The sequence below is a fragment of the Microbacterium esteraromaticum genome, from assembly GCF_900163815.1.
In the GTDB taxonomy this organism is placed as follows: domain Bacteria; phylum Actinomycetota; class Actinomycetes; order Actinomycetales; family Microbacteriaceae; genus Microbacterium; species Microbacterium esteraromaticum_B.
This window is the reverse complement of the sequence record NZ_FUKO01000006.1, coordinates 1-22,171: the sequence shown is the minus strand read 5'-3', so window position 1 is coordinate 22,171 and position 22,171 is coordinate 1. Positions and strand designations below refer to the sequence as shown.

General features: G+C 66.3%; 18 protein-coding genes. 9 read left to right on the top strand and 9 right to left on the bottom strand.

The genetic code is table 11. The features are described 5' to 3' along the window. Window positions 1-33: 33 nt before the first annotated feature. From glgB to glgX, 3 genes are read right to left on the bottom strand one after another with little or no spacing between them, the layout of a single operon-like run. Window positions 34-2,241 (bottom strand): 1,4-alpha-glucan branching protein GlgB, encoded by a 2,208-nt coding sequence (glgB, locus tag FM104_RS01515; protein ID WP_087129695.1) that lies wholly within the window; start codon window positions 2,239-2,241, stop codon window positions 34-36. Beyond that, window positions 2,238-4,322 carry an alpha-1,4-glucan--maltose-1-phosphate maltosyltransferase gene (locus tag FM104_RS01510; protein ID WP_087129694.1) on the bottom strand — a complete coding sequence of 695 codons (2,085 nt, stop codon included), beginning with the start codon at window positions 4,320-4,322 and terminating at the stop codon, window positions 2,238-2,240. Before FM104_RS01510 ends, glgB begins: the two co-directional genes overlap by 4 nt. Window positions 4,323-4,353: 31 nt before the next feature. Then, window positions 4,354-6,423, bottom strand: a complete 2,070-nt coding sequence (glgX, locus tag FM104_RS01505; RefSeq protein ID WP_087129759.1) for a glycogen debranching protein GlgX — start codon at window positions 6,421-6,423, stop codon at window positions 4,354-4,356. 112 nt (window positions 6,424-6,535) lie between these two features. On the opposite strand from glgX, the gene FM104_RS01500 reads away from it, so the two are divergent. Genes FM104_RS01500 through ligA form a run of 3 tightly spaced genes read left to right on the top strand, consistent with a single transcriptional unit; the run spans window position 6,536 to window position 11,183 of the window. Beyond that, on the top strand, window positions 6,536-7,711 hold the full coding sequence (locus tag FM104_RS01500; protein ID WP_087129693.1) for a cysteine desulfurase family protein: 1,176 nt from the start codon (window positions 6,536-6,538) through the stop codon (window positions 7,709-7,711). 10 nt (window positions 7,712-7,721) lie between these two features. Further along, a complete protein-coding gene (gene mnmA / locus FM104_RS01495) occupies window positions 7,722-8,819 on the top strand; it encodes a tRNA 2-thiouridine(34) synthase MnmA (protein WP_087129692.1) in 1,098 nt (365 codons plus the stop codon). A 48-nt stretch (window positions 8,820-8,867) separates the two neighbouring features. After that, window positions 8,868-11,183: an NAD-dependent DNA ligase LigA gene (ligA, locus tag FM104_RS01490; protein ID WP_087129691.1), complete on the top strand. Its 2,316-nt coding sequence runs from the start codon at window positions 8,868-8,870 to the stop codon at window positions 11,181-11,183. Window positions 11,184-11,229: 46 nt separating this feature from the next. Here the strand turns inward: ligA and FM104_RS01485 are convergent, their stop codons facing one another. Genes FM104_RS01485 through FM104_RS01475 form a run of 3 tightly spaced genes read right to left on the bottom strand, consistent with a single transcriptional unit; the run spans window position 11,230 to window position 15,190 of the window. Then, window positions 11,230-11,499, bottom strand: coding sequence for an acylphosphatase (locus FM104_RS01485; RefSeq protein ID WP_087129690.1), 270 nt, complete (start codon window positions 11,497-11,499; stop codon window positions 11,230-11,232). Between the two features lie 41 nt (window positions 11,500-11,540). Beyond that, the gene (locus FM104_RS01480) at window positions 11,541-13,451 is read right to left on the bottom strand and encodes a DEAD/DEAH box helicase (RefSeq protein WP_087129689.1); all 1,911 of its coding nucleotides are present in this window, start codon (window positions 13,449-13,451) and stop codon (window positions 11,541-11,543) included. Window positions 13,452-13,492: 41 nt separating this feature from the next. Further along, window positions 13,493-15,190, bottom strand: coding sequence for a long-chain-fatty-acid--CoA ligase (locus tag FM104_RS01475; protein WP_179206631.1), 1,698 nt, complete (start codon window positions 15,188-15,190; stop codon window positions 13,493-13,495). A 54-nt stretch (window positions 15,191-15,244) separates the two neighbouring features. On the opposite strand from FM104_RS01475, the gene gatC reads away from it, so the two are divergent. The 6 genes from gatC to FM104_RS01445 are packed head-to-tail and all read left to right on the top strand — an operon-like array spanning window position 15,245 to window position 20,819. Further along, window positions 15,245-15,544, top strand: a complete 300-nt coding sequence (gene gatC, locus FM104_RS01470; RefSeq protein WP_087129688.1) for an Asp-tRNA(Asn)/Glu-tRNA(Gln) amidotransferase subunit GatC — start codon at window positions 15,245-15,247, stop codon at window positions 15,542-15,544. Next, window positions 15,541-17,076 (top strand): Asp-tRNA(Asn)/Glu-tRNA(Gln) amidotransferase subunit GatA, encoded by a 1,536-nt coding sequence (gene gatA, locus FM104_RS01465; protein WP_087129687.1) that lies wholly within the window; start codon window positions 15,541-15,543, stop codon window positions 17,074-17,076. The genes gatC and gatA overlap by 4 nt, the downstream gene beginning before the upstream one ends. Further along, window positions 17,076-18,590 carry an Asp-tRNA(Asn)/Glu-tRNA(Gln) amidotransferase subunit GatB gene (gene gatB, locus FM104_RS01460; RefSeq protein WP_087129686.1) on the top strand — a complete coding sequence of 505 codons (1,515 nt, stop codon included), beginning with the start codon at window positions 17,076-17,078 and terminating at the stop codon, window positions 18,588-18,590. Before gatA ends, gatB begins: the two co-directional genes overlap by 1 nt. 42 nt (window positions 18,591-18,632) lie before the next feature. Continuing rightward, window positions 18,633-19,889, top strand: a complete 1,257-nt coding sequence (dinB, locus tag FM104_RS01455) for a DNA polymerase IV (protein WP_087129685.1) — start codon at window positions 18,633-18,635, stop codon at window positions 19,887-19,889. A gap of 38 nt (window positions 19,890-19,927) precedes the next feature. Next, window positions 19,928-20,245, top strand: coding sequence for a hypothetical protein (locus FM104_RS01450; protein ID WP_087129684.1), 318 nt, complete (start codon window positions 19,928-19,930; stop codon window positions 20,243-20,245). After that, on the top strand, window positions 20,229-20,819 hold the full coding sequence (locus tag FM104_RS01445; protein ID WP_256971463.1) for a hypothetical protein: 591 nt from the start codon (window positions 20,229-20,231) through the stop codon (window positions 20,817-20,819). Before FM104_RS01450 ends, FM104_RS01445 begins: the two co-directional genes overlap by 17 nt. On the opposite strand, the gene FM104_RS01440 is transcribed toward FM104_RS01445, so the two are convergent. From FM104_RS01440 to FM104_RS01430, 3 genes are read right to left on the bottom strand one after another with little or no spacing between them, the layout of a single operon-like run. Further along, entirely contained in the window at window positions 20,809-21,324 is a 516-nt protein-coding gene (locus FM104_RS01440; protein ID WP_087129683.1) for a DUF2017 family protein, read from the bottom strand. The two genes, FM104_RS01445 and FM104_RS01440, sit on opposite strands and share 11 nt — an antisense overlap. Beyond that, window positions 21,321-21,611, bottom strand: a complete 291-nt coding sequence (gene clpS / locus FM104_RS01435; protein ID WP_087129682.1) for an ATP-dependent Clp protease adapter ClpS — start codon at window positions 21,609-21,611, stop codon at window positions 21,321-21,323. Before clpS ends, FM104_RS01440 begins: the two co-directional genes overlap by 4 nt. Beyond that, complete coding sequence (locus FM104_RS01430) at window positions 21,608-21,952, bottom strand: metallopeptidase family protein (RefSeq protein ID WP_087129681.1); 345 nt, start codon at window positions 21,950-21,952, stop codon at window positions 21,608-21,610. The genes clpS and FM104_RS01430 overlap by 4 nt, the downstream gene beginning before the upstream one ends. Between the last annotated feature and the right edge of the window lie 219 nt (window positions 21,953-22,171).

Here is a 22,171-nt window from a genome sequence, read left to right as displayed (position 1 = left end):
GCCTGCACCGCCTACCGCGTGCTCATCTCCGGGTCACGCGTGGCTGATCGTCGGCACGTGCGGGTCGCTCTGGTGACGGAACCAGATCGTCGATAGTCCAGGCAGAGTGACGGTGGCCACAGCGGGTGCGTCATCGGAGTCGCGACGTGCTTCGATCACGCCGAGGTTGCCGGTGTCGCTGCCGCCGTATTCGGCAGCATCCGTATTCAGCACTTCCTGCCATTCACCCTGAACCGGCAGGGCGAGCCGATAGCCGGTGCGCGTAACACCCGCGAAGTTCGTCACGACGACGAGCCGTCCGCCATGGGCGTCACGCCGCTCGAACGCGACCACGCTCGGGTCCCACGAGGGCGCTCCCAGCCGCGCGAACGACGTGCTGTCGTTGTCGCGCTCCCAGAGCGGCGCCTGGTGACGGTAGACGGTGTTCATCGCCGACACGAAATGCTGCAGCTGCGCGTGTGAAGGCTGGTCGAGGAGCCACCAGTCCAGTTCGCGGTCGACAGACCATTCGCCGATCTGGCCGAACTCCTGCCCCATGAACAGCAGCTTCTTGCCCGGGTGGCCCCACATGTAGCCCAGGTACGCGCGGACGTTCGCGAGCTTCTGCGCGTGGTCACCTGGCATGCGCGAGACCAGGGTGCCCTTGCCGTGCACGACTTCATCGTGACTGATCGGGAGCATGTAGTTCTCACCGAACGCGTACACGAACGAGAAGGTGATCTCGCCTTCGTGATGCGAACGGTGCAGCGGATCGCGCTTCATGTAGACCAGGGAATCGTTCATCCACCCCATGTTCCATTTGAAGCCGAAGCCGAGGCCGGCATGGTCCGTCGGGGCTGTGACGCCCGGGAACGCCGTGGATTCCTCGGCGATCATCACGACGCCCTTGTGCAGTCGGTAGGCGGTGGCATTCACTTCTTGCAGGAAGCGGATGGCCTCGAGGTTCTCCCTCCCGCCGTGCACGTTCGGCTCCCATTCGCCCTCGTTGCGCGAGTAGTCGAGGTACAGCATCGACGCCACGGCATCCACGCGCAGGCCATCGACGTGGAACTCGCTCATCCAGTACAGGGCGTTCGCGACGAGGAAGTTGCGCACCTCGTTGCGGCCGTAATCGAAGACGAGCGTGCCCCAGTCCTGATGCTCGCCGCGGCGCGGGTCGGGATGCTCGTACAGCGATCGCCCATCGAAGCGCGCCAGCGCGAAGTCGTCCTTGGGGAAGTGCCCCGGCACCCAGTCCATGATCACGCCGATTCCGGCCTGGTGGAGCTGATCGATCAGATAGCGCAGGTCATCGGGCGTGCCGTACCGGCTGGTCGCGGCATAGTAGCCGGAGACCTGATAGCCCCAGGAGCCGCCGAACGGATGCTCGGACAGCGGCATGAACTCGACGTGCGTGAAACCGGTGGCCAGCACGTGCTCGATCAGCGGCTCCGCCGCCTCTCGATAGCCGAGATCATCCCGCCACGAGCCGAGGTGCAGTTCGTACACCGACATCGGCTGCGCCACGGCGTGCGTGGCCGCTCGGCGAGTGAGCCAGGCGCCGTCGTTCCAGCGGTAGGCGCTCAGGGTGACGACGGATGCCGTAGCCGGCGGCACTTCGGCCTGCTGCGCCATCGGGTCGGCCTTCAGCAGCCAGCGACCGGTGGGGGAGAGGATCTCGTACTTGTACCGGGTGCCGACCGGAACATCGGGCACGAACAGCTCCCACACGCCGCTGTCGCCCATCGAGCGCATGCCATGGCCCTCGCCGCTCCACGAGTTGAAGTCTCCGACGACCCGTACGGCTGACGCATTGGGAGCCCAGACGGCGAAGTCGACGCCGGTCTCCCCGTCGAGCGCGCGAGGATGAGCGCCGAGAACCTGCCACAGGCGCTCGTGCCGGCCTTCGCCGATGAGATGAAGGTCCATCTCCCCGATGGCGCTGAGGTGGCGATAGGGGTCGCCGGAGAGGCTCTTCGTGCCATCCTCATACGACGTTGCGAGGCGGTACGAGACCGGGGGACCATCGTGGCGCCCTTCCCAAATGCCGTGAGCGGTGTGGCTGAGATCGAGTCGGCTGCCGTTTTCGAACACGACCTCGACGGTCTGCGCGAGTGGGCGCCGCGCACGGATCGTCGTCGTGGTGCGTCCGACGGCATCCGTCGCAGGATGCGCGCCGAGCACGGAATGCGGGTCGTGATGCGCGCCCTGCGCGATCGCAGCCCAATCGGCGGAAGCTGAGACGTCTTCGATGTAACTCATGATCGCTCCTTCACCCTCAGGATGTGCACCGGCTCGGCGAAGGCGTCGAGGCGCACGTAGTTGTGGTCATTCCAAGTCCAGACCGCACCGGTCAGCAGATCTTCGACTTCGAACTCGTCACCAGGATCCACGCCCCAGATGCGCGTGTCGAGGTGAACGGTGGTCTCGCGCACTGAGTGCGGGTCGACATTCGCGACGATGATCAGGGTGTCGGATCTGCCGGTGCCGGTGAATGCAGCATCCAGATGCTTCGAGTAGACGAGAACGGCATCGTCATCGCTCCAGTGGAACGCGATGTTGCGCAGCTGTCGCAGCGCGGGATGCACCCGCCGGATCTCATTCAGACGTCGCAGCAGTGGCGCGAGCGACTCGCCGCGCTGCTCTGCGCCATCCCAATCGCGGAACTTGAACTCGTACTTCTCGTTGTCGATGTTCTCTTCCGACCCTGGCCGGGCGACGTTCTCGACCAGCTCGTATCCCGCGTACACGCCCCATACGGGAGCGGCTGTCGCCGCGATGCATGCGCGGATGCGGTAAGCGGCGCGACCGCCGAACTGGAGGTACTCGGTGAGGATGTCATGAGTGTTGACGAACAGGTTCGGGCGCATGTAGTCACTGGTCTCGTGCGCGACCGAGGCGAGGAACTCTTCGAGCTCGGCCTTGGTGTTGCGCCAAGTGAAGTACGAGTAGCTCTGCTGGAAGCCGACCGCGGCCAGCGCCCGCATGACCGCGGGCCGCGTGAACGCCTCGGCCAGAAAGATGACATCCGGATCCTCGCGGTTGACCTCGGCGATCAGCCACTCCCAGAACTGCAGGGGCTTGGTGTGCGGGTTGTCCACTCGGAAGATCTTCACACCCTGGCCGACCCAGTGCATGACCACGCGGAGCATCTCGGCGTAGATGCCTTCGGGGTCGTTGTCGAAGTTCAGCGGGTAGATGTCCTGGTACTTCTTGGGTGGATTCTCCGCGTACGCGATGGAGCCATCAGGCAACGTCGTGAACCACTCTGGGTGGGCGGCCACCCAGGGGTGATCCGGCGAGGCCTGCAGTGCCAGGTCGAGAGCGACCTCCAGGCCGTTGCTGTTCGCGGTGCGCACGAAAGCGCGGAAGTCCTTCTCGGTGCCGAGCTCGGCGTGGATGGCGTCATGCCCCCCGTCGGCGGCGCCGATGGCGTACGGCGAGCCAGGGTCGCCCTGTTCTGTCACCAGCGTGTTGTTCCGGCCCTTGCGGTTCGTGGTTCCGATCGGATGGATCGGCACGAGATAGATGACATCGAATCCCATCGCGGCAACGCCCGGAAGACGTTTGGCAGCCGACCGGAACGTGCCGCTCTTCACTGTGCCGTTCTTGCGGAGGACCGCGCCCTCTGATCGGGGAAAGAACTCGTACCAGGCTCCCACCCCGGCACGTTCGCGCTCCACGCGGAGATCCAGCCACGGGGTCGTCGATCCTGCAGAGCGCACCGGGCGGGCGGCGAAGGCCGCCGCGAGACTGGGATCCGTCGCCACTGCGCGCAGCACCTCGGCGTCGGCTGTCTTCTTCGATGCGTTCAGCTGCTTGGCGGCGGCCTTCAGCATCCGCGTCTCGGCGGCGGGGCGGTCGCGCTCGGTCGCAGCGTTGGACATCAGCTGTGCACCCAGCGCGCTCATGACCTCGACGTCCACCCCGGCGGCAGCTTTCACATCCGCGGCGTGCGCCCAGGTCGCGTAGTCGTCGGCGAACGACTCGAAACGGAACCGCCAGAGTCCCTGACGTTCGATTGCGACCGTCGCTTGCCAGCGGTCGGTGCCATCGGCAACGGCCGAGAGCCGGTGCAGCGTTTCGTCGCCGGATGGATCGACGAGACGCACGTGCACACCGATGAGGTCGTGTCCTTCGCGGAAGGCTACGGCGCCGAAGGGAACGGCCTCGCCGACGAATGCCTTCGGCGCGTAGCCATGCGGGCCGTGCGGAGTCGGGTCGAACACCGGAATCCGGCCGGACTCGACGCCCCGACGAGGCGCCGTCTCGACGGCGCTGCGCAGCGGGATCAGTGCGGGGCTTCTCAGCGCTGCAGATTCTTGAGCGATTCGTGCTGCCACTCTTTGAATGTACCGCTCTGGGCCCCTCGCGTCACTCCACCCGGAAGAGCTGCATCGTCGTGCCGGAGATCGGGAGCACGGCCCCGGGCGGATACTGCTTGCCATCCGGCGCGGGAACGTCGTCGGCGCTGCTCCACAACGAGGTGAAACTGGTCACCCCCTCGATGTCTTCGGGCAGACGAACATCGATCGGCGATTCGGTGCCGTGCACGATCAGAAGGATGCGGTTGCTCGCACCGTCGTGCGGAGCGCTGGAGGCGACGTACTGCAGGGTGCGATTGCGGGGATCATTCCACTGCTCGACCTCCATGGTCTCGCCGTTCTGATCGAACCAGTCCATATCCGATGCTTCGGGGACGTGCTCTCCGAGCCGCGCATATCGCGAGGGGCGCAGCGCCGGATTCTCGGCCCGCAGTCTGGTGAGGAGAGTCACATGCGCGAGCAGGTCCTGCTGCCACGGCTCATGCTCCCAGTTCAGCCACGTCAGCGCCGAGTCCTGGCAATAGGCATTGTTGTTGCCTCGCTGCGTGCGCCCGAACTCGTCGCCGGCGGTGATCATCGGAATTCCAGCGGATAGCAGCAGCGTTCCCATGAGATTGCGCATCGCCTTGCGGCGGGCCGCCAGGATCGTCGGGACTTCCGTCTCGCCCTCGACACCGTGGTTGAAGGAGCGGTTCATGTCCGCTCCGTCGCGGTTCTGCTCGCCGTTGGCTTCGTTGTGCTTGACGTCGTAGGAGACCAGGTCGTGCAGGGTGAAGCCATCATGCGCGGTGACGAAGTTGATGCTCGCGAGCGGTCCGCGCTCTTCGCTGTAGGTGTTGGCGGAGCCGGCGAGACGATTCGCGAAGCCGCCGATCCCGACGGGCGCCGAGGCGCGACGCGCGTAGTCGATGTCACTGAGCCAGAAGTTGCGGGCCCGGTCGCGGTACCGGTCGTTCCATTCGCTCCATCCGGCGGGGAAATGCCCGGTCTGCCAGCCGCCCATGCCGACATCCCACGGCTCGGCGATGATCTTCACGTCCTGGAGCGCGGGATCGTCCCGGATGGCGAGCAGCAGCGGGTGCTGCGGATCGAATTCGTGCGCGGCGTTGCGCCCGAGGGCGGCGGCGAGGTCGAAGCGGAACCCGTCGATCTGCATCTCGTTCGCCCAGTAGCGCAGCGAATCCAGGATCAGGCGTGATGCGGCATCCGTGGCAGTGTTCACCGTGTTGCCGACGCCGGTCGTGTCGATATAAGCGCCATCGGGCTGCTGACGGTAGTACGACGCGTTGTCGATGCCGCGCAGGCTCGACCGCGGGCCACCGAGACCCTCTTCGCTGGTGTGGTTGTAGACGACGTCGAGGAAGATCTCGATGCCGGCCTCATGCAGCAGCTTCACCATGCCCTTGAACTCTGCCAATACAGCCTCGGGGCCGCCCTTGCGGGCCGCCTCGGTGGCGTACGCCGTGTGGGGGGTGAAGAAATTCAGGGTGTTGTAGCCCCAGTAGTTGGTCAGGCCGCGTTCGAGCAGCCGAGGCTCCGGAACGAACGCGTGCACGGGAAGCAGCTCGACCGAGGTGATCCCGAGCTCCTGCAGGTACTCGATCATGGCCGGGTGAGCCAGCCCCGCATAGGTGCCATGCAGTGCGGCCGGCACGTCTGGGTGCCGTTTGGTGAGGCCCTTGATGTGCCCCTCGTAGATGACGGTCTCGTCCAGCGGCACACGGGGCTTCTGCACACCGCCCCAATCGAAGCCATCGACGATGACGACCGAGCGCCATTCCTCGTAGCCGTCTCCCTGGGCGAGTCCGCGCGCGTACGGATCCAGCAACAGGGTCTCGGGATTGAAGGTGTGCCCGGGACCATGCGGACCGTCGACGCGGAGTGCGTACCGGACGCCGGGCTGCAGCAACTCGGTCGTCGTCTCCCAGACACCGCCGGGCTGGCGCTGCAACGGCACCTGCGCGGTCTCCCAGTCGAGATCATGGGCGTCGAACAGCACGAGTTCGATCGATGAGGCGTTCTTCGACCAGACGCGCAGAGTCCCCACGCCATCGTGCAAGCGCACACCGAGGTCATCGAGAGCGACGCCGTCGATGGACGGCAGGGTCGGCACGGGCATGCGGAACAGCATAAGCGGGCTGAGGTGCTGTCGGTGAATCCCCGTGCCGTGATCCATGAAATCCAGTACCGCGCACGTGCCGAGATCACCATATTCGCGGGAGAATGGGGCAATGCGCTTCTACCTGGACCACGCCGCCACCACCCTCCTGCGCCCGCAGGCTCGTGACGCGTGGCTGGCCGCGGGTCAGATCATCGGGAATGCGTCGTCGACGCATGGCGCCGGACAGGATGCGCGGCGCGTGCTGGAGGAGTCGCGGGAGCGCGCTGCGGTGATGCTCGGGTGCGATCCGATCGAAGTCGTCTTCACCTCCGGCGGCACAGAGTCGATCAATACCGCGCTGCAGGGCCTCTGGGCCGCGCGCCCCAGCGGTACGGATTCGATCGTCTTGCCGGATGCCGAGCATCACTCGACGATGGACACAGTGGCGGCGCTCGCTCGTGGCGGTGCACGGGTGCGCCCGGTGCCTGTCGACGGCGCGGGGCGCATCGACATGGCTGCATTCGCGATCGCATCGGAGTCGGCGGCGCTCGCCACGGCCCTCGTCGCCAACAACGAAGTGGGCACCGTGAACGATGCGTCCGCTCTCGCCCGGGCGGCGACGGCGGCGGGAGTGCCGCTGCACCTGGATGCTGTGGCGGCCTGGGGCTACCTGCCACTGTCCTTCCGCGCACTGCGCGCCGATGCGCCTGCAGGAGCGGGACTGGTCGCGATGAGCGTGACGGGGCACAAGATCGGCGCTCCCGTCGGTACCGGTGCGCTGGTCGTCGCACGCTCAGCGCGGATGACGGCGCTGCTGCACGGCGGCGCGCAGCAGCGGGGGCTCCGTGCCGGCACGCAGGACATCGCCGGCGCGGCCGCATTCGCCGTGGCGCTGGAGTGCGCCGAGGCCGATCGCGAGGCCGAGTCGACTCGACTCGCCTTGCTGCGCGACCGACTGATCGATGGCATCCGGAAGTCCGTGCCGGGTGCGGAGTTGTTGGGAGACCCGAGCGATCGCCTGCCTGGCAACGCCCATCTGCTGTTTCCCGGCGCCGTGGGGGAGAGTCTGCAGTTCCTGCTCGACATGGCCGGTATCGCGGCATCGACAGGATCAGCGTGTCAAGCAGGTGTCGCTGAGCCGTCCCACGTCGTCATGGCGATGGGACGCAGCGAGCGAGACGCTCGCAGCGTGCTGCGCTTCTCGCTCGGATCATCTTCTGCGGATGCTGATGTGGATGCCGTGATCGCGGCGATCGGTGATGCCGTGGCACGGGCATCCGGTGCCCATACAGCAGAGCGCTCGTAGACTGGAGACCATGCGAGTTCTGGCGGCGATGAGCGGTGGCGTCGATTCTGCGGTAGCGGCTGCCCGCGCAGTGGATGCCGGTCATGATGTCGTCGGCGTGCACCTCGCGCTTTCCCGCGCCGGCGGCACACTGCGCACCGGAAGCCGCGGATGCTGCACGATCGAAGATGCTCTCGATGCCCGTCGCACGGCAGATCTGCTCGGCATCCCGTTCTACGTGTGGGATTTCTCGGAGCGGTTCCGCGAGGACGTCATCGAGGACTTCATCTCCGAGTATCAAGCGGGCCGCACGCCCAACCCGTGTTTGCGCTGCAACGAGAAGATCAAGTTCGCGGCGCTGCTGGAGCGCGCCATCGAGCTCGGCTTCGACACGGTGTGCACAGGTCATTACGCGACGCTCATCGACTCCGGCGATGGGCTCGAGCTGCATCGTGCATCCGACTCGGCGAAGGATCAGTCGTACGTGCTCGGCGTGCTGAACGCCGACCAGATCGCGCACACGTACTTTCCGCTGGGGGAGACCCCGTCGAAGGCGCTCGTGCGCGCAGAGGCGGAGCAGCGGGGCATCACCGTTGCGCAGAAGCCCGACAGTCATGACATCTGCTTCATCCCCGACGGCGACACCCGCGGCTGGCTGGCAGAGAAGGTCGGCACAGCCACCGGCGAGGTCGTCGATCGCACAGGTTCTGTCGTCGGCACCCACGAGGGTGCGCACGCGTTCACCGTGGGTCAGCGTCGTGGCCTGAAGCTCGGCGTGCCGGCGGCCGATGGCAAACCCCGTTTCGTGCTCGAGGTGCGACCGGTATCGAACACCGTCGTGGTGGGCCCCAAAGAGGCGCTGGCGATCGCCGAGATCTCCGGACAGCGGTTCTCGTGGGCCGGGCCCGCACCGAAAGCGCCAGAATTCGAATGCGAAGTGCAGATCCGTGCGCACGCCGATCCGGTGCCCGCTCGCGCGTTCGTCTCATCCGACGGCGTCCGGGTCGTGCCGGAGACACCGCTCGATGGCGTCGCGCCCGGACAGAGCGCGGTGATCTACGTGGGCACCCGAGTTCTCGGCCAGTTCACGATCGACACAACGGTATCGGCGGTTCCGGTCGACGCCTGATCCGCGGTCATCGCACTCGATGTCGACGGCCCCTCGTAGACTCGTGCTGTGCCGGAGAACATCTCGCTGTCTGACGCCCGCCGCGAATCGGAGGCGCTGATCACGCGCATCCTCGAGGCGAAGGACGCCTACTACGGGCGTGACACCTCGGTGGTCGATGACGCCACGTACGACGAGTGGATGCGCCGACTGGAAGAGCTGGAGCGACTGCATCCCGAATTGCAGGGGCAGGACTCGCCGACGCAGATGGTCGGCGCGGCTGAAGCTACGGGCCTCGCGACCATCGAGCATGCCGAGCGGATGCTGAGCCTCGACAACGTGTTCTCACTCGACGAGCTGCGGGAGTGGGAGGCGAAGACCCGCGCTGCAGCGGGGCGCGACGTGGCCTGGCTGACGGAGCTGAAGATCGATGGGCTCGCGATCAATCTCCGTTATGAGCGCGGCATTCTCACTTCCGCGGCGACCCGCGGCGATGGGCGCGTCGGCGAGATCGTCACCGACAATGCACTGCGGCTCAGGGATATTCCCGAGAGGCTCACCGGAGAAGGGCACCCGGAGATCGTCGAGGTGCGCGGTGAGGTGTTCATACCGGTCGCCGCGTTCGAGCGGCTGAATGCCGCACAGGCAGCCTTCCGCGAGCGCGCCTACGCTGACGCGCTGGAGCGATGGCAGGCACGCAGCGGTGCGAAGAGGCCGTTCGACCACGACAGGGCGCGCACGGCGGCCGCCCGGCGCTTTCCCGCCTTCGCGAACCCGCGCAACGCAGCCAGCGGCGGTCTGCGCCAGCAGATAGACAAGAAGAGCGGACTCGAACTCGAGGCCGGCATGCTGCGCATCGAATCGCTCTCGCTTTATGTGCACGGCATCGGAGCCTGGCCGAATCCGCCCGTTGGCGCCCAGAGCGAGGTGTACGAGCTGCTCGCAGAGTGGGGGCTTCCCACCAGTCCGCACACGAAGGTGTTCCAGACCGTCGACGAGGTCTCCGCCTTCGTCGGCTACTTCGGCGAACACCGGCACGATGTCGAGCATGAGCTCGACGGGATCGTCGTCAAAGTCGATGAGCTGGCGCTGCACGATGAACTGGGAATGACCAGTCGGGCGCCGCGATGGGCGATCGCCTACAAATATCCGCCGGAAGAGGTGCAGACCAGACTCCTCGACATCGTCGTCTCCGTCGGCCGTACCGGCCGGGCCACGCCTTTTGCGGTCATGGAACCAGCGCATGTCGCAGGATCTGTCGTGCGTCAGGCGACGCTGCACAACAAGGATGTGGTGAAGGCCAAGGGCGTGCTGATCGGTGACACGGTCGTGCTTCGCAAGGCCGGCGATGTGATTCCTGAGGTGCTCGGGCCGGTCGCTGATAGGCGCGACGGCACCGAGCGCGAGTTCGTGATGCCAGTGGATTGCCCTGAGTGCGGCACGCCGCTGCGGCCGATGAAGGAAGGCGACATCGATCTGCGCTGTCCGAATGCGCGGTCCTGCCCGGCGCAGGTGCGCGGGCGTGTCGAGCACGTCGGATCACGAGGCGCGCTCGATATCGACGCGCTCGGTGAAGTGACTGCCGCCGCGCTCACACAGCCGACCAGTCCGTCGGAGCCACCGCTCGAGACCGAAGCGGGCCTTTTCTCGCTCACCCTGGAGCAGCTCGTCCCGATCGAGGTGATCGTTCGAGACGCCGAGACCGGTCTTCCGAGAGAAGACGATGGCGTGGTGAAGATGAGGTCGCCGTTCCGCCGCAATCCCACCAGTGCCGAGAAGAAGCAGGGCATGGAGGGGCCGCAGCCGTCGTCACAGGCGCTGACTCTGATCAATGAGCTCGAGAAGGCCAAGACGAAAGAGCTCTGGCGCTTGCTTGTGGCCCTGAACATCCGGCATGTCGGCCCGGTCGCGGCGCGTGCGCTCGCGCAGTGGTTCGGGTCACTGCACGCCATCCAGAACGCTAGCCGCGATGAGCTCGCCGCCGTTGAGGGCGTGGGCGGGATCATCGCCGACTCGCTTCTGGACTGGTTCGAGATCGACTGGCACGTCGAGATCATCGAGCAGTGGACGGCCGCTGGTGTGCAATGGGCGACCCCTGGGCATCCTGGTCCCGGTGCTGCCATCTCGGAGGGCGGTGTGCTCGAGGGACTGACCGTGGTCGCCACCGGCTCGCTCGACGGCTATACGCGCGACGGTGCACAGGAGGCGATCATCAACGCCGGCGGCAAAGCGGCCTCCAGTGTTTCGAAGAAGACAGACTTCGTCGCTGCGGGGCCCGGCGCGGGATCCAAGCTCGCGAAAGCCGAGGAACTCGGCGTGCGGATTCTGGATGCCGCGCAGTTCCACGTACTGGTGACCGAGGGGCCGGAGGCACTGGGCAACTGACGACGCACCACTTCTGCCTCGAACTCTGATGCCCCTGCGCACGCGCTCAGCGCCGGATCTCGAATTCCCGCAGCTGGGAATCCTCAGCATCCGATACTCCCACGTCATCAACGTGCGCGAACGGCGGCCCGGTGCGCAACTTCGCGAGCACGGCATCCACCTCGGCGTCCGCACCGCACAGCAGCGCCTCCACGCTTCCGTCGGGGAGGTTGCGCACCCACCCGGTCACGCCGTGGGCGTTCGCGGCTTCACGCGTGAACCAGCGGAACCCGACGCCCTGGACCCGTCCGCGCACGACGACGTGCACTGCTCTCATGGCTGAACGATGCCTTGAGGATGCCTGCCTGTGCCTCAGCCTCAGCTGCTCTTGTGCCGGGGCTTGCGCGCAGGCGAGCTGGCGTGACCGCGGTCGTCGCGCTGGTAGCCGCCGCGATCACGCTGGTAGCCGCCATCGCGCCCGCCGCCATCGCGTGGGCCCTTCGAGTATCCGCCGCCGCGCTCGTCGTCGCGCGAGTTCCGCCGGCCGGGCACGCCACGATCGGGCTTGATCTCGATCAGCTGACCTGAGATGCGCGTGTCACGCAGCTTGTCGAGCACCGAGGGGTCGAGGTTGACCGGCAGTTCGACGACCGAGAAGTCTGGCTTGATGGCGATCGCACCGAAGTCGTCGCGGCCAAGGCCGCCCTCGTTCGCCAGTGCGCCGACGATCTGACGCGGCTCGACGCGGTGACGACGGCCCACCTCGATCCGGTAAGCGGCGTAGTCACCGCGGTTGCGACGCTCGCGCGGTGCGCGGTCCCCACGATCGCCACGGTCATCGCGGTCACGCTGCGGACGATTGTCGCGTTCGACGGTCCTCGACAGTGCATCGTTGGCGGGGTCGAGCAGCAGCGGCGTCTCGCCCTGCGCGACGACAGCGAGGGCAGCGGCGACATCCGTCTCGGGAACGTCATGGTTGCGGACATAGTGCGCGATCACGTCGCGGAAGCCCTCGATCCGCGAGGTCTCTCCGAGGGCGGCCGTGATGGCATCGTCAAAACGCGCCAGGCGCGTGGAGTTGACATCGTCAGTGGTGGGCAACTGCATCTGGACGGGCTGCTGGCGGGTCGCCTTCTCAATGTGCTTGAGCAGGTAGCGCTCGCGCGGCGTGATGAAGCTGATTGCGTCGCCGGTGCGACCGGCGCGGCCGGTGCGACCGATGCGGTGCACGTAAGACTCGGTGTCAGTCGGAATGTCGAAGTTCACGACATGGCTGATGCGCTCGACGTCCAGGCCGCGTGCGGCGACATCAGTGGCGACCAGGATGTCGAGCTTGGCGTTCTTCAGCTGGTTCACCGAGCGTTCGCGCTGCACCTGCGGCACGTCTCCGTTGATGGCCGCAGCGGAATAGCCGCGGGCACGCAGCTTCTCGGCGAGTGTCTCGGTCTCGTTCTTCGTACGGACGAAGACGATCATCCCGTCGAAGTTCTCGACCTCGAGGATGCGGGTGAGAGCATCCACCTTCTGCGCGTACGAGACGACCAGGTAGCGCTGGGTGATGTTCTGGTTGGTCGTGGTCTTGCCCGTGATCGCGACCTCTTCGGGATCATTCAGGTACTGCTGCGCGAGGCGGCGGATGGTGGCGGGCATCGTCGCTGAGAACAGTGCTACTTGCTTGTCCGCCGGAGTCTGGGCGAGGATCTGCTCGACGTCCTCCGCGAAGCCCATCTTCAGCATCTCATCGGCCTCATCGAGTACGAGGTACTTCAGCTCCGAGAGATCGAGGGTTCCCTTGGCCTGGTGGTCCATGATGCGACCTGGTGTGCCGACAACGATGTGCACGCCCCGGCGCAGAGCCGAGAGCTGCACGCCGTACGCCTGTCCGCCGTAGACAGGGAGTACGCGAACGTCCTTCATGCGAGCCGAGTACGACTCGAAAGCCTCGCAGACCTGCAGGGCGAGTTCGCGGGTCGGGGCCAGAACGAGCACCTGCGGCGTCTTCTGGCCGAGGTCGAGATTCTCGAGCACCGGCAGCGCGAACGCCGCGGTCTTGCCTGTGCCGGTCTGCGCCGTGCCGAGCACGTCGCGCCCCTGCAGCAGAAGCGGAATGGTCGCGGCCTGGATGGGGGAGGGCGTCTCATAGCCGAGGTCGCGGATGGCCTTCAGAACAGGGCCGGTGATGCCGAGGTCGTCGAAGCCGGGCTTCGCGCTCTCTTCGGCAGCGGGCTGAGTGGTCTCAGCGGTGGCGTCGAGGGCAGGCTCGGCAGCGGGGGTCTTGTCAGCAGTCACCTGCCAACGATAGTCCCTACGGATGGGAGACTGCTGGTCGTTCAGCTCCCGGAGGTCAATCCGATCAGCTTCTCCTTGACTTCGCGGCGCAGCACCTTGCCGATCAGAGACTTCGGCAGCTCATCCACGATGAACAGGCGACGCGGCACCTTGTAAGGCGTGAGGATGGTGCGAGCGAACTCGCGGATCGCATCGACGTCGACATCCACACCGGCTTCGACCACGACCGCGGCGACGACCTCTTCACCGGAGTGCTCGCTGGGCAGACCCACCACCGCGGCATCCAGTACGTCCGGGTGCTGACGCAGCGCACCCTCCACCTCGGTCGGGGCGACGTTGAAGCCACCGGTGATGATGAGCTCCTTGATCCGGTCGACGATCCGCACGAAGCCGGTCTGATCGATCGTGACGATATCGCCGGTGCGGAACCAGCCGTCGGCAAAGACGGCATCCGTCGCCTCCGGTTTGCCGTAATAACCCGAGAAGACCTGCGGACCGCGCACGACGAGCTCGCCCGCCGTGCCGGTGGGGACGTCGACCGTTGGGTTCTCCGGGTCGACCACCCGGCACTCCGTTCCCGGCAGTGGCAGCCCGACCGAACCGGCGACCCTATTGGCGGCGACGGGGTTCGCCATCAGCACGGGTGAGCACTCGCTGAGTCCGTATCCCTCGACGAGGTAGCCGCCGGTGGCCTCTTCGAAGGGAACGACCAGTTCATGGTCGAGGGCCATCGCACCGGAGATGGCGACTTCGGTGCCCGCCAGGGAGACACCCTTCTCCTTCGCCGCGGCCAGCAGCCGCTCGGCGATCGGAGGCACGAGGGGGAGGAACGTTGCCGGGTGCTTCTTGGCGACCTCGAGCACCAGGTCCGGGTCGAACTTGGGGAACAGCACCAGCCGGGCCCCCATCGACATCGCGAACGTGAGACACAGCGTGAGTCCGTAGGCATGGAACATGGGGAGCACGGCGTAGACGACGCAGCCGTCGCCCCGAGTGATAGAGGGCACCCAGGCCTTCGCCTGCGCGGCATTCGCGAGCAGGTTTCGGTGAGTGAGGGCAGCGCCCTTGGGTGTACCAGTGGTGCCGGACGTGTACTGGATGATGGCGAGATCATCGGTCTGCGGACGCGGGTGCGAGGCCGGCAGGGGAGTGGATGCCACGATCGAGTCCCAGCTGATCGCACCCCGCACGCGAGCGGTCAGCGCATCGCGGGACTCGCGCGCCTTCGCGATGGGCAGTTTCAGCATCAGCTGAGTCGCCAGCGGCATGGCCTTGGTGACATCCACCGAGATGAGGCTCGTCATGGCCAGATCAGCGGGGAACTCCTGGATCGTCTGCGCGACCTTGCTCCAGACGATCGCGTGCTTGGCGCCATGATCCTCGAACTGCTTGCGCAGTTCTCGCGCCGTGTACAGCGGATTGTGCTCGACGACGACGGCGCCCAGGCGCAGCACCGCGTAGAACGCGATGATGTGCTGCGGGCAGTTCGGCAGCACGATGGCCACCGGATCGCCGGCGCCCACACCGAGATCGCGGAGCCCGCCTGCCACGCGATCAATGGCATCCTGCATGGCTCGGTAGCTCGTCTCGCGGCCGAAGAACTGCAGCGCCGGCGCATCGGGATAATCCCGCACCGATGCATCGACGATGTCCACCAGAGAGCCGGAGACAGGCGCAAGATCCGTGGGCACCCCCTCGGCGTAGCTGTCGATCCAGGGGCGCGGAGGCTCAAACATCATCACCTGCACAGCCTATGCGTCAGCGAGTCGGACGCGCTCTCGTAGACTGTGGTGGTGTCTGAAATCACCCCCGATCTCGTGCGCCATCTCGGCGTGCTCGCGCGTATCAAACTCACCGACGCCGAAGTGACGCAGCTGACTGGTCAGCTCGACGCCATCGTCGACAACATCGCCAAGGTGTCTGAGGTGGCGACCGACGACGTCGTCGCCACAAGTCACCCCATCCCGATGAGCAACGTCCTCCGACCCGATGAAGTGGGTGAGCCGCTGACCCGGGAGCAGGTGCTGCAGAACGCACCGGATGCTGCCGACGGCCGCTTCCGCGTCACCGCCATCCTGGGAGAAGAACAGTGAGCGACATCATCCGCCTCAACGCCGCTGAACTCGGCGCGAAACTGGCCGCGGGAGAGATCTCCAGCGTCGAAGCCACCCAGGCCCACCTTGATCGCATCGCGGCCGTCGACGGCGACGTGCATGCCTTCCTGCACGTGAACGAGCACGCCCTCACCGCCGCCGCTGCGATCGACGCGCGCCGCGCCGCCGGTGACAGCCTCGGCGAGCTGGCTGGCGTGCCGCTGGCCATCAAAGACGTGCTGGTCACCACCGATCAGCCATCGACCAGCGGTTCGAAGATCCTCGAGGGCTACATGTCGCCCTTCGATGCGACGGTGGTCGCGCGCTCGCGCGCGGCTGGCCTCGTGCCGCTGGGCAAGACCAACATGGATGAGTTCGCGATGGGTTCGTCCACCGAGCACTCCGCCTATGGTCCGACGCACAACCCATGGGACCTCGACCGGATCCCCGGCGGCTCCGGTGGTGGCTCTGCGGCGGCTGTCGCCGCCTTCGAAGCTCCCATTGCGCTCGGCTCGGACACGGGCGGGTCGATTCGTCAGCCCGCGCATGTCACCGGAACCGTCGGCATCAAGCCCACGTACGGCGGCGTGAGCCGCTACGGTGCCATCGCCATGGCATCCAGCCTCGACCAGGTCGGCCCGGTCTCGCGGACTGTCCTCGACGCCGGTCTGCTCCACGACGTGATCGGCGGGTACGACCGGAATGACTCCACGTCACTGCCTGACACCTGGCCGTCGTTCGCCCAGGCAGCGCGCGAAGGCGCAACCGGTCAGGTGCTGAAGGGACTCAAGGTCGGCATCGTTCGCGAACTGCCCGACTCCGGCTTCCAGCCCGGCGTGGCCTCGTCGTTCCGCGAGTCGCTGGAACTCATGCAGGCGCATGGCGCCGAGATCATCGAGATCTCTGCACCGCACTTCGAATACGGTGTGGCCGCCTACTACCTGATCCACCCTGCCGAGGCTTCCAGCAACCTCGCCAAGTTCGACTCGGTGCGTTTCGGCCTGCGTGTGACGCCAGAAGGAAACGCCACCGTCGAAGACGTGATGTCGGCGACGCGCGAGGCCGGCTTCGGTCCCGAGGTCAAGCGCCGCATCATCCTCGGCACTTACGCGCTCTCTGCTGGTTACTACGACGCCTACTACGGCAGCGCGCAGAAGGTGCGCACGCTGATTCAGCAGGACTTCGACGCCGCCTTCGCGAAGGTGGACGTGATCGCCACGCCTTCAGCGCCCACGACGGCATTCAAGATCGGCGAGAAGATCGATGACCCGCTGCAGATGTACTTGAACGACCTGACCACGATCCCAGCGAACCTCGCCGGTGTCCCCGGCATCTCGATCCCGTCGGGGCTCGCTGCCGATGACGGGCTCCCGGTCGGCATCCAATTCGTCGCGCCTGCGCGCGAGGATGCCCGACTGTATCGCGTGGGCGCAGCGCTCGAAGCTGTCCTGCTCGATTCCTGGGGCGCACCGCTGCTCGACCGAGCGCCGGTTCTGCGCTCGGCTCAGGGACGCACGGAAGGAGCGCGCTGATGGCCGCCGCGAAACTCATGGATTACGACAAGGCGCTCGAGATGTTCGAGCCGGTCCTCGGCTTCGAGGTGCACGTCGAGCTGAACACCCGCACGAAGATGTTCTCGAACGCCCCGAACCCGGCGAACGAAGAGTTCCACAGCGCTGAGCCGAACACCCTGATCGCGCCGGTGGATATGGGTCTTCCCGGTGCGTTGCCTGTTGTCAACGCTGCCGCGGTGCGCTCGGCGATCAGCCTGGGTCTCGCCCTCGGATGCACGATCGCCGAGTCGAGCCGCTTCGCGCGGAAGAACTACTTCTACCCTGATCTGGGCAAGAACTACCAGATCTCGCAGGCCGATGAGCCGATCGCCTTCGAGGGCTCGGTGGAGATCGAGCTGGAAGACGGCACGATCATCGCGGTTCCCATCGAGCGTGCGCACATGGAGGAAGACGCCGGAAAGCTCACCCACATGGGCGGCGCGACCGGTCGCATCCAGGGCGCGGAGTACTCGCTGGTCGACTACAACCGTGCTGGGGTGCCGCTCGTCGAGATCGTCACGAAGCCGATCATCGGCGCTGAGCATCGGGCGCCCGAGATCGGCAAGGCCTATGTCGCCACGATCCGCGACATCGTTCGCGGACTCGGCATCTCCGAGGCCCGACTCGAGCGAGGCAACCTCCGCTGCGATGCGAACGTCTCGTTGCGTCCGCGCGGCCAGGAGAAGCTCGGCACCCGCACGGAGACGAAGAACGTCAACTCGATGCGCTCTGTCGAGCGCGCGGTGCGCTACGAGATCCAGCGTCAGGCGCAGATCCTCGCCGATGGCGGCACCATCACGCAGGAGACGCGGCACTGGCATGAAGACACCGGACGCACGTCGCCCGGTCGCCCGAAGTCGGATGCCGACGACTACCGCTACTTCCCGGAGCCCGACCTGCTGCCCGTGCAGCCGGCTGCGGAACTCATCGAAGAACTGCGTGCGGCGCTGCCCGAGCAGCCCGTCGCGCGGCGGCGTCGGCTGAAGGCGGACTGGGGCTTCACCGATCTCGAATTCCAGGACGTGCACAACGGCGGACTGATTGACGAGGTCGAGGCAACCATCGCAGCGGGTGCTGCGCCGGCATCCGCACGCAAGTGGTGGACGGGCGAGATCACTCGCATCGCGAACACGCAAGACCGTGAGGCGAGCGCATTGATCGCTCCGGCCGATGTCGCTGCGCTGCAGTCGCTGGTGGATGCCGGAACCCTCACCGACAAGCTCGCGCGTCAGGTGCTCGAAGGCGTCATCGCCGGCGAGGGCACTCCAGAAGAGGTCGTCGAGTCACGCGGGCTCGCTGTCGTCTCCGACGACGGTGCACTCATCGCCGCGATCGATGAGGCGCTGGCCGCGCAGCCCGATGTTCTCGCGAAGATCAAGGACGGCAAGGTGCAGGCTGCCGGTGCCGTCATCGGCGCCGTCATGAAGGCGATGAAGGGCCAGGCGGATGCTGCGCGCGTGCGCGAGCTCGTGCTGGTCCGCGCCGCCGAGTAAATCCTTCGCAGGAGTGTCGGTGCCTCGGGAGACAATGGCGTAATGGGACGCGGTGATGGTTCGGGGCGCCTGATCTCGGCGGTCGGCGCCGACGACAGTGGCACCGGCATCCTGCACGTCGACATGGATGCGTTCTTCGCGGCCGTCGAGATATTGCACGACCCGTCTCTGCGCGGGTTGGCGGTCATCATCGGAGCGCCGGACGGACGCTCCGTCGTCTCCAGCGCCTCGTATGAGGCTCGACGGTACGGCGTACGCAGCGCGATGCCGGTGTCGCAGGCGCTTCGTCTGTGTCCGATCGCGAAGGTCGTGCCTCCGAACTTCAGCAGCTATCAGGCGGCTTCGGCTCAGGTGATGCGCATCTTCGAGAGCATCACGCCACTGGTAGAGCCGCTGTCGATCGACGAGGCGTTCCTCGACGTCCGCGGCGTGCGCCGGCTCTGGGGGAGTCCGGGCGAGATCGCCGGCCTCATTCGACGGCGGGTGCAAGACGAGGTCGGCATCACGTGCAGTGTCGGCGTCGCCGCGACCAAACACGTCGCGAAGATGGCCTCGACCATCTCCAAACCCGACGGGATGCTGATCATCCCCGCCGCCCGCACGCAGGAGTTCCTCGATCCTCGGCCGGTCGGTGCATTGTGGGGCGTGGGCCCGAAGGCGGTTGAGGCACTGCATCGCCGCGGCATCCGCCTCGTCAGGGACGTTCGGGAGACACCGCCGGACGCGTTGGAGCGGGCCGTCGGCCCGGCTCTCGGCCGGCGTCTGCAGGACCTTGCCCGCGGCCTGGATGCACGGGAGGTCGAGACGACTCGCGTGGAGAAGAGCATCGGTCACGAGGAGACCTTCGACCGCGATATCAGCGATCTCGAGTTGCTGCGCTCCGAGCTTCTGCGCCTCGCAGACCGCGTCGGAGCGCGTCTTCGCACCTCCGGATGGTGCTCAGGCACCGTGGCGATCAAGATCCGCTTCAGCGATTTCAGCACGCTGACCCGTTCGGTCTCGCTGCCGGAGCCGACGGATGTCGGCCAGCGGATCGGAGAGACAGCGCTGTCGCTCTTCGATCAGATCGATCGTCGCGACCCTGTGCGCCTGGTCGGTGTGCGCGCCGAGAAGCTGCGCGAAAGCGGGGGTGGCGCGCCTGCCCTGTGGGATGACGATGAGGATCACCGGCGCCTTGAGGGCACGCTGGACGATGCGAGGGAGAAGTTCGGCGTCGGAATGATCACTCGTGCGCGCCATGTCGGTCGTCAAGAGCTGCGAGGAGCGCCGGGCAAACCCCGGCCGTTCGGCCGAGATTGACCGTCGCGGTGGAGCTCAGGCTCGGCTAGCGTGGGGGCATGCCGAACATTGCACTGGAACTGGGTAATCAAGCCGCATCCCTCGGGGTGAAGAGCGCCTATGGCGAGCAGGTGGATATCGATGGCGTCAGTGTGACTCCGGTGGCTCTGGTCTGGTCCGGGTTCGCGGGCGGTTCCGTGGAGCAGGGCGAAGGCGGCTCGGGTGGGGGTGTCACCATCCCGCTCGGCGTGTACGTGCGTCGTGAGGAGGGGCTTCGGTTCGAACCGAATCTCGTCACGCTGATCGCCGTTGCCGTGCCCTTCGTCTGGGTCGCAGGTCGCGCGCTGAGTCGCGTCATCCGTGCACTCAAGAAGTAACCCGCAGCCCGACCCGTTCGATCAGCGACTTCGCAGCGCGACTGCGCGCATCTGCGAGGCCGTGCTCGCGGTCGCGGCATCCAACCCCGTAGTGGCAATCGACGGGCGCAGCGGCGCAGGCAAAAGCACTCTCGCCGCACGGGTCGCGCGGGACTGGCCCCTGCGCACGCCTGTGCAGCTGTTGGCGCTGGACTCGATCTACCCGGGCTGGGGCGGGTTGGAGCGGGGCACCGAGATTGCTCGCGAAAACGTGCTCGTCCCGCACGGGCGTGGAGTCATCGGCATCTGGCGTCGGTGGGACTGGGAGCAGGAAGAAGAGGCCGAGGCCCATGCGGTCGACCCGTCGCTCGGTCTGATCGTGGAAGGATGCGGGGCACTGACGGCAGCATCCGCCCGTCTCGCCGACGTGACCGTCTGGGTGGACGGCCCGGCAGAGTCGCGTCGCCGGCGAGCCATGGAGCGCGACGGAGACGGATTTCGCGGTCACTGGGAGATGTGGGCCGCTCAGGAAGACGCGCACATCGCCAGCCATGCGCCCCAGGATCTGGCCGAGATCGTGGTCTTCACGCCGTGAACGGCGGCGGGTCTCCGTGCGAAGCCGACTCGTCGGCGAGCAGGACGAGCTGGTCGAGCCGATAACCGAGCCAGTCGTACACGCCGAAGCGCGGGTCATCCGGCGCGTGAGTGTCATCGCGATCGATGCCCAGGCGAGAAGCGATGACCAGGCGCATCGTCGACAGCGTGCGCAGCCACGTGTCGACCGCGGTCGCCTCGATGTGTATCATCTGTTCGCGCAAGGCCGCATCTGAGTGCGGGTCGATCTCGATGTCGAAGTCCTCGAGCGAGGTTCGTACTTCGAGCGCATCGGTCAGCCGGCGATCGAGCAGGTCATCGCGGGTCGCCTGCCGGAACTCCAGGGTGGCCGCGTCATCGTCGGCGTACGCACGCGGCGTGAGGCGTTCCAGCGCGGGATCATCTTCGCGGGTGCCGTCGAGCAGCGTGATGTAGTCATCGACGAGACCGAGCAGGTGGTGGCCCTCGATCAGCGCCAGGGGGAGGGCAAGCGCGCCGGTGCTCACTGCGGCACCTCCCTGATCGTCGCCAGCAGACCATAGTCGTGCATCGCCTGCGCGTGCACTTCCATGGTCTCGCGCGGACCCGTGGCAACGATGGCGTGCCCATCATGATGCACTGCGAGCATCAGACGCGTCGCGTGCTCTTCGGGATAGCCGAAATAGGTGCGGAACACACGAGTGACATAGCTCATCAGGTTGACCGGGTCATCCCACACGACGAGTTGCCATGGCACGAGGGGCGCCGCGACCAGTTGCTCGTCGATCGTCGGAGCGGATCCTGGCGTGCTCATGCCCACCCCAATTCGTGCAACTGCTCATCATCGATGCCATAGAAGTGCGCGATCTCGTGCACGAGTGTCGTGTGCACCTCGTCGCGGAGTTCGCCCTCATCGGCACAAGCTGCCAGATGAGCGTGCCGGTAGATGATGATGCGGTCGGGCAGCTCGCCCATGCCGTACTGCCCGCGTTCGGTGAGTGCGAACCCCTCGTACAGGCCGAACAGGTCTTCGCCGTTCTCGGGGCGATCCTCGACGACGAAGATGATGTTCTCCAGCCCGTCGACCATGTCATCGGGCAACTTATCGAGTTCGTCGGTTACGAGTTCCTCGAACGACTCGATCGACATCTCCATGCCGCGCTCTTCGCTGCCGGTCGGAGCAGAATCCGGAACGGACGGAGGGGGAACGTGCGGGGCCATGCTTCGATGCTATCGAGCACCGTCGAGGAGGACACCGGAAACAGAACGAGCGCAGTCATTTTCACATGACTGCGCTCGTTCTACCTGGGGTGAGTAACGGTGTCGGAATTCACCACATCGTTGACGGCTGATCGTGGGAAATCTGCTCATGAT